We start from the raw sequence: 7,644 nt of genomic DNA on the forward strand, positions 1-7,644 counted from the left end.
GGGTTCGGCTGGACAGCGGGATCGTGGCGGGGTAAGACAGCACAGCGAGGCTCCCGGTCGGGGCATCAGATCTTGGTCGACTGCTGTCTTACCTGGAGCCTCGCCCTCATCGGTGCCCGGGTCCGCCACACCCGCCTTGAGCTGCAAGGTCAGCTTGAAAATGGCTCGATGTACACATACCCGACCGGGTGGTCACCCGCTCGGGTCAGTCGGCGTGCCCGCCGTCGTGTGTGCTGAGTTCTGATGTTGGTGAAAATCCACCAAGATCGGTGTCGAAGTGGGGATCGGGCCCAGAAATCCGCACACACAACGGAAATGTGTGTGCATGGCGATAGCGTAACCAGTCCGATGCAGCGCCTCAACTGGGTCGGCGCGGATGTCCGGTGGGTCGCGGAGCCCCGGTTCGGACACGGCTTCCGTCCATAGTCGCCTCACGGTGCGTGATGGCGGGGTATGCGGCTGGGCTCTCGGACGCGCACATCTGGCACCCCTCTATGTCAAGAAGCCGCCAGAAGTGGTGTTCTAGAGTGGGTTCTGGCGGGTCCGGGAAGTGGCTTGTCCGAAGTGCTGGCTGTCGGGATTGAGCCGGTCGGGCTGGATTGCAGAGTCGCTCCCGTTTGCTCTCCCGGGCCTGTCCTGATGCGTTGCGCGTCGGTGACCATTCGCTGGTAGACGACGTTGGACAGGCGGCGTTTGAGGGGGCGCATGGCTTCCATCGGGCTCTTGCCGGTCGCGAGTTTGCGGCGGTAGTAGGCGCGGCCTTCGGTGTCGTTGCGCAGCTGGACGATGGCCATGATGTGCAGGACCCGGTTGATGCGCCGGTTCCCGGCTCTGGACAGCCGGTGGCGGCGGTGGTCGCCTGACGACGCGTCGAGCGGCGCGGTGCCGTTCCAGGACGCGAAGTGATCCCGGCTGGCGAAGCGGCCGACGTCGCCGATGTCGCCGAGGAGCCGGGCAGCGCCGGACGGGCCGATCCCGTTGAGTTGCTGCAGCGTGCTGCCAGTGGAGGCGATCAGCTTGGTCAGCTGAGCGTTGGCGGTCTTGATCTTCTTGTCGATGACGGCGACCTCGGTGATGAGTTCCGAGGCCAGCTGCCGGCGGGTGCGGCCGACGATGTCACGGGGCCGCACGGTGTTGAGCAGGGCCCGGGCCTGCGGCGCGGACAGAAACTGCTTCGCCCCGCCGGGAACGAGCTCGAGCAGCAGCTGGTGCAGCCGGCTCAGCGCCTCGGTCCGGGCCCGGCCCAGCTCATCACGGCGGTCGACAAGCAGCTTCAGCGCGACGGTGACATCATCGACCACGACCTGGCGCAGGCCGTTGGCCCGCAACGCCGCGATAGCGATGCAGTGCGCGTCGGCCGGGTCCGTCTTACGGCCCTGCGCCGTGTCGAACAGCCGCGCGCGGGCGGACGGCTTCGCCGGCACGTCCAGGACGGTTTCGCCGTCAGCGACCAGGCGCTGGGCGATGTGCCGGCCGATGCCGTTGCAGCCTTCGACCGCCCAGACCCGGTCTTTGTGCTGCCGGCCGAGCTTGAGCATCGCCGTGTAGCCGTCACGGTCGGTGCCGAACCGGCCCTGCCCCAGCACCTTCTCCCGGCTGTCGATGATCTCGATCGTGGCGGACCGCTTGTGCGGATCCATACCGATGATGACGCGCCCCATACGCTGCTCCCTGCTCGACCCGACGAATGGACGTCGACGGGAGGGCAGCGCATCTTCGAGCTGGGCAGACCCCTCTGGAGCCACTCCACGCCGCGGTGACCGGCAGGACGCACGCCAAATGAGAGCCACACCCAACCACAGCGGGCAGCCGATGAGAGAGCGACCCTACCGATCACCTCGACCCAGCCTGGCCGGGCTACGGTCGTGCCGCCAGTCAACAAGATGCCGATGAGCGGGCGTGTGACCTTGGGATAATTGATCTTGTTTGCAGATTCCGAAACCCCGTCAGCTGGCTGCCGCAAACGGCCGTTCGGTCATTGTATCGATCTCGGCCATACTGCCAAGGTATCGACGTGGAGCAGGAATTTGGCGCGGGACTAACGCTGAGTGTCAACGGGCGGCCGACGGATCAAGACGAACTCCGAAATTGGCTGCGGCTGGAGGACGATCTTCGCGGCAGGACCCGCATCACGTCGAGCCCATCGAACCGGCCGGACACCATGGGGCCGGGTACGGACGTCGTCGTGCAGGTCGTCGCTTCGCTGGCTGGAGCGACCGCGCTTTGGGGAACTGTTGCGAGGTCGATCTCGACGTACCTGACCCAGCGCCACTCCGATATTACGATCGATGTGATCGCGCCTGACGGCCGCAGGTACTCGATCACGGCCAACCGCGCGCGTGATCCGCAGGCGCTGGCCGAGACCTTCCTGCAGCTCACCGCAGGGAACCCGCCGGTGGACGGCGAGTAGCGCATGCGGCTACCCGACCCGGCCCGCTCGACCGCAATCCTGGTCGGATCGTCGCGGTTCCATTCGGCGGATCTGAACGACCTTCCGGCCGTGCGTAACAACGTCGACACCCTGGCCGCCGTGCTCGCCTCTCCGACGCTGGGCGGCTTTAACCGGCGTCGATGCGTCGTCGTGCACGATCCCGTCGGGGTTTTCGATCTTTACCGGCAGATCCGAGGACCCGCCGTCGCGACCGAGGATACGCTGCTCATTTACTACGCGGGGCACGGCCTCACCGTTGGCCTCCGGCACGAGCTGCACTTGGCGCTGAGGGATACCGACCCGGAAGCGCCCGGCGTGAGCGCCTTCGCGTTCGACCACATTCGCGACATCATTCAGCACAGCCCGGCCAAGAATCGCATCCTCATTCTGGACTGCTGCTTCAGCGGGCTGGCGCTGACCGACGCTCAGGCCGGCGGCGCCGAGGCGATCGTCGGGCAGATCAGCATCGGCGGCACCTACACGCTGACCGCGACGCCGGCCACCGGGCTGGCCATCGCGCCGGTCGGCGCCCAGTACACCGCCTTCACCGAGCAGCTGCTTCGGTTGCTCTCTGACGGAATTCCGAACGGGCCCGCGTTTCTGGCCATGAGCGACGTGTACCGGCATCTGCACTACCGCACGACCGCACTCGGCCTGCCCATCCCTCGGCAGCAGGGCAGCGGCACCGTGGACGCACTCGCGCTGACCCACAACCCCGCGTACGGCACAGCCGCATCCCCGGCGCTGGCGCTGGCCCGTGACCCGGCCGACCTCCTGGAGCTTGCCCGAGGTGAGGCCCAACGGGAGTCCGAGAGCATCATCGCCGCCGCGCGGCTGGAAGCCCAGGAGATCACCGAAAAGGCGCGGATCGAGTCGGTCATCATCAAGGCGACCGCCGGGGACGCGGCCGGCAACCCGCTTACCGCCGCCGAGCGCGAGGCCGCCGAGGTCCGGGCGCAGGCCCGTCGCGATGCCGACACGCTGCGAGCCGACGCCGAGCGCGAAACCAAGCAGCTGCGCACGGCCACCGCGCACGAGGTCGTCGAGTTCAAGGCGACCGTCGATCGCGAGGTCGCGACGCTGCGGGCCACCACCGAGCGGGAGATCACGCAGCTGCGCGCCAAGGCCGCCCGCGAGGCGGAGGAGAAAATCGCCGAGGCGACCAAGCTGCTGACCGACGCCCGCGACAAGCGCGACAAGGACCTGCAGTCCCTTGCGCTGGAGATCGCCGAGCGGCAGGAGACGGCCGAGCACGACGAGTCCGCCCGCCACGCCTCCGCCGTCGCCGCCACCCGGAAGCTGGTCACCGAGGCCGAGGGGCGCGCCCGGGCGGCCGAGGACCGGGCCAAGGAGATCGAGCAGCGCGCCGAGACCCGCCGGGTCGAGTCGGAGCGGTCCGCCGCCGAGACCATCGACAAGGCCAAAGACCTCGCCGATAAGACCGTCAACGAGGCCCGCGCCGAGGCGCACCGCCTGCTCAGCGAGGCCCGGGCGGAGGCCGAGGAGACCACGCAGCGTGCCCGTCGTGAGGTCGAGGACCTCACGCGCCAGAAGGACGCGGTCACCTCGCAGCTCGGGCAGATGCTCTCCGGCCTCGCCGGCCTCGCGCCGTCGGTCCAGTCCCCTCAGCGGTGACGCAAGCACAGGATGTTCCGGGAGCTGCGCAGATTTCGGTCCCGGAAGCGAGAAGGTGCGCGACGCTGCCAGGTGCACTCTCATAGCCGCGATCCGGTCGCGAAGTCATGGCGGCCGCGGGGCGGTCAGTCCCCCAAACCCGACCATGGCCCCACCCGCTCTACGACGGGCCAGGCCGCGCCGCGAACATGTCGCGTCGACCTGCGGGACCACCAACAACGCGGACGGCAGGTCGGGGCGTTGGGTAATGGTGCGTGTCGGACCTGCGCCCAACACCCCTCCGCGAGGTTAGGGCGACCTAAGACTTCGAGTTCGGTGAATCCCCAACGACCTTGCTGTCGGCCAGGTTGAGAAGCACCGCGTCTTCGGCCCCTCGGGCGAGGGCCACATCCGCTGCAGCTACGCCACCGGATGCCCTGCTGGACGAGGCCCTGGAGCGCGTGGGCCGCTTCGTCCGCACCCTCACCTGACGCCAGTCCTCAGCGAAGTGGCCGACCCCGGCCTGCTGCTCAGCGGATCGCGATGGGCGGCTCGTCCCGGATCGACTCAGCCGACTTCCCGATACGACATCCGGCCGGTGTCGCGGACACTGGCGTCAATGTAATCCCGCGAGTGCGCCCGAGCTGAGGACCGCTTTTGACCGAGCAGATCGAGCTTGAAGTGTCGGACCCGGCCGTGCTGCGGTCGTTGCGTACCTGGCTCGAGGCCGAGGCGGGCGTGGCGGTCACGGCCCGGCCGCAGCCATCGAGGCCGGGCGAGCAGGGTGCCGTCGACATCCTCACCGCGGTCGCCAGCACCACGGCACTGGCAGCGGCCGTGCGAATGCTGCCGGAGTTCATCAGGTCGCGCCGCAGCAAGCTGTCGGTCCGCATCAAGACCAAGGGTCAAGACGTGACCATGACGCTGGAGAACTCCAAGGAGGTCGCCGAGATCCTGGATCGGATCCTAAACCGATGACCCGGCCAGACCTCGCCGGCTCCCGCGCGGTGCTCGTCGGCACCTGGACGTATCACGACGAGCTACTGCACGACATCCCGGCTGCGCAACACAGCCTGGCCCGGATGAGGGAGCTGCTCACCAGCGACCTCTGCGGCTGGTCACCGGACCAGGTGACGGTGTTCGCGAACGCCCGCAAGCCGAACGATCTGCCGGACCAGCTCGTCGAGCTCTTCGGCGCCACGACCGACGTCGCGCTCTTCTACTACGTCGGGCACGGGCAGGTCGACGACGAGGATCAGCTGTGCCTGGGGCTGGTCGAGTCCCTGTCTCGAGCGGAGCGCCGAGGCACCACCAGTCTGCCGTTCGCCGCCGTGCGCAGCGCGTTGCTGAAGTCGCGCGCCCGGACCAAGATCGTCCTGCTCGACTGCTGCTTCTCCGGCTTGGCCACCCGGCCCGACGGGAGCCTGGCCAACGACCAGGACGTCATCGCGTACGCCGGCGTCGCCGGCGCCTACACCATGGCGGCCAGCGGGGCGTACACGACGGCGTGGTACGAACTGGAAGGCGTCGGCCGCCGACCCCCGCAGACTTACTTCACGAAGTGTCTGGCGGATGTCATCGAACGCGGTATCCCGGGCGAGCCAGCCGTGCTGCGGCTCAACACGATCTTCATCCACGTCGCCGATAAGCTGGCTCGCCTCAAGAAGCCCCGGCCGACGCGCCGCAGCAGTGACTTCGCCGACCAGTTCGCCTTCGCCCGCAATGCCGCGCCGCTCGAGTCCCAGTACGACCCGGCAGAGGAGGTCAAGCAGCTCCGGCGGCGGCTGGCCGAGGCGGAGACTCAACTGCAGGCGAAGGACGTCGAGCACCGGCGGCTGGCCGAACGCCTGGCCAGCATGCACCAGGACGTCCGGGCGTTTGGCCCGGACAAAGCCGTGGCTGCCGACGCCGTCGACACCGAGCTGAATCAGCAGCTGAGGCTGGCGCGCGCTGACATCGATCGCATCGCCGACACCGCCGCGGACTCGAGCATCCGCCGCGCCCTCGAGCCGATCCGCCGCAGCCTGGCCGAACCGCACCGCGGACCGGCGGTCGACCCGGGGCCGACGACGCTCTACGTCATGCCGACGGCAGCGGTGGTCACGCCGCCGGTAGCGGTGGACCCGCCGCCGGCCGAGGCTCCGCGGCCGGGCCGGCACCGATCCGCCGGCCCGCTCGCCGTCTCGCTGATCGCCGCCCTGACCCTGACCTTCGGTGCGATGTGGTTCTTCTTATTCGCTGGCCTCTACCGTGTCGCCTCGAGTCAGCTACCGGAGGTGATCGGTTCAATCGGCGCGATCCTGTCGATCGCCTCGATGTGTGCCGCGCTGATGGGCGTCGAACCCCGAGCCAGAACCGTCAACTATGACCAGTTCGGAAGCCTGCTGCCGCTGGTCGCCGGCGGCGGGCCCGCCGCGGCGGTGGTCGCTTTGCTCTACACGCTCGCACTCTGGGGACTGTCGCCGTTGGCCTATCGCCTCGCCGCGACCCGTCCGCGGACGGCTCAGGCGGTGGTCGCCGCCACCGTCGTGCTGGTCGCGGCGGCGACGCTGTCGATCCGGACGTGGTGGGACGCTCCCTACGCGCCGGGCACCTGCGTTCACCTGGACGACCGGTTCGTCAGCTCGCAGCGCACCTCCTGCTCCGGCGGCGACACCACAACCGTCCTGGCGGTCCTCTACGACGACACGCCGGCGGCCTGTCCCACGACGGCGACCGGCTCCTTCTCCGACGACTTCTACCCGGTCGTCGTCTGCTTGGCGCGGAATCGTTGAGGCTCAGGCCGTCCGCAAGCATGTACGTTCCACGATTGGCTGGCCCCTCTGACCTGGGATTAACCGGCTAACCTCGGGTTGTCGAATCGCCGGTCGGCGGTTGGTTGCCCTGCGTCCGCAGGCAGAGAGCGCTCCCGCCGCTCTCACTGCAGGCGCAAGGCAAGGAGAAGACGCTGCACGCTGTCGCTGCGACCGGGCTGCTCACCGCGGCAGGCCTGGTGACGCTGGCGGTCGACACCGCGCCCGCCAGCGCCGACACGCAGATCTGCGACACCTTCGGACCGAGTAGCGCACTCCTTCCACCGAGATGGTGGCGTCCCAGCCGAAATTTTGGAGGCGTACGACCTCACGGGTAGTTAGACCACCTTGCGGAGATCTACGGCGCCGAGGTTTCACACGAGACGGTCGCCAACGTCACCATTCCGGGGCCCCTCGCCCCAGTCCCACTGCAACCGTCACGCAGCCCGCGCTGACGCAGGTCGGGCCGCCCGGAGGCGTGTGGCGGTCGAAGACATCCGCTGCCCCCAACCCCTTGACCTAGAGGGGAGCCATGAGTGCGCACCGGGTCATGGCCCGTCGGAAACGGACCCTAGTAGTGCTTTGTTAGGTTTGTCGATGTCTGTTGCGGTGTAGCGGTTTCACGGTTTGGTGGCAGGTGGGGCATGCGCCGGTCCAGGTTGCGAGCAGGAGTTGCAGCTCGTGGATGACCTTGTAGAGGGTCAGGCCGGCGCATCCGCTCAGACGTAACTGGTCCGTGCGTGGGCAGGCGGCAGCATCGGGGCGCAGCCCCGATGGGTTTTGCGGGTTGGTGTGGTTGGTCAGGCC

Annotated in this window: 5 protein-coding genes and 1 pseudogene; 4 read left to right on the plus strand and 2 right to left on the minus strand. The window is 68.4% G+C overall.

The window, feature by feature from the left end; genetic code table 11:
- Positions 1-497: 497 nt before the first annotated feature.
- Positions 498-1,661, minus strand: coding sequence for an IS110 family RNA-guided transposase (locus ABD352_RS47010; RefSeq protein ID WP_344619143.1), 1,164 nt, complete (start codon positions 1,659-1,661; stop codon positions 498-500).
- Between the two features lie 353 nt (positions 1,662-2,014).
- On the opposite strand from ABD352_RS47010, the gene ABD352_RS47015 reads away from it, so the two are divergent.
- The 4 genes from ABD352_RS47015 to ABD352_RS47030 all read left to right on the plus strand — a co-directional run bounded on the left by ABD352_RS47015 (position 2,015) and on the right by ABD352_RS47030 (position 6,819).
- Entirely contained in the window at positions 2,015-2,410 is a 396-nt protein-coding gene (locus ABD352_RS47015; RefSeq protein WP_344619144.1) for an effector-associated constant component EACC1, read from the plus strand.
- Between the two features lie 3 nt (positions 2,411-2,413).
- Positions 2,414-4,066, plus strand: coding sequence for a caspase family protein (locus ABD352_RS47020; protein ID WP_425553934.1), 1,653 nt, complete (start codon positions 2,414-2,416; stop codon positions 4,064-4,066).
- Between the two features lie 636 nt (positions 4,067-4,702).
- Positions 4,703-5,023 carry an effector-associated constant component EACC1 gene (locus tag ABD352_RS47025; RefSeq protein WP_344619146.1) on the plus strand — a complete coding sequence of 107 codons (321 nt, stop codon included), beginning with the start codon at positions 4,703-4,705 and terminating at the stop codon, positions 5,021-5,023.
- Between the two features lie 29 nt (positions 5,024-5,052).
- Positions 5,053-6,819, plus strand: a complete 1,767-nt coding sequence (locus ABD352_RS47030; protein ID WP_344619147.1) for a caspase, EACC1-associated type — start codon at positions 5,053-5,055, stop codon at positions 6,817-6,819.
- A gap of 603 nt (positions 6,820-7,422) precedes the next feature.
- Here ABD352_RS47030 and ABD352_RS47035 read toward each other — a convergent pair.
- Positions 7,423-7,644, minus strand: a pseudogene (locus ABD352_RS47035) (hypothetical protein); the annotation flags it as partial.

Origin of the sequence: Dactylosporangium salmoneum, assembly GCF_039532525.1 — a bacterium.
Taxonomy (GTDB): domain Bacteria; phylum Actinomycetota; class Actinomycetes; order Mycobacteriales; family Micromonosporaceae; genus Dactylosporangium; species Dactylosporangium salmoneum.

What these genes read in the sequence shown, in the direction of transcription:
- ABD352_RS47020 (WP_425553934.1), top strand. Translation starts at nt 2,414, where the DNA reads ATGCGGCTACCCGACCCGGCCCGCTCGACCGCAATCCTGGTCGGATCG.
- ABD352_RS47010 (WP_344619143.1), bottom strand. Translation starts at nt 1,661, where the DNA reads ATGGGGCGCGTCATCATCGGTATGGATCCGCACAAGCGGTCCGCCACG.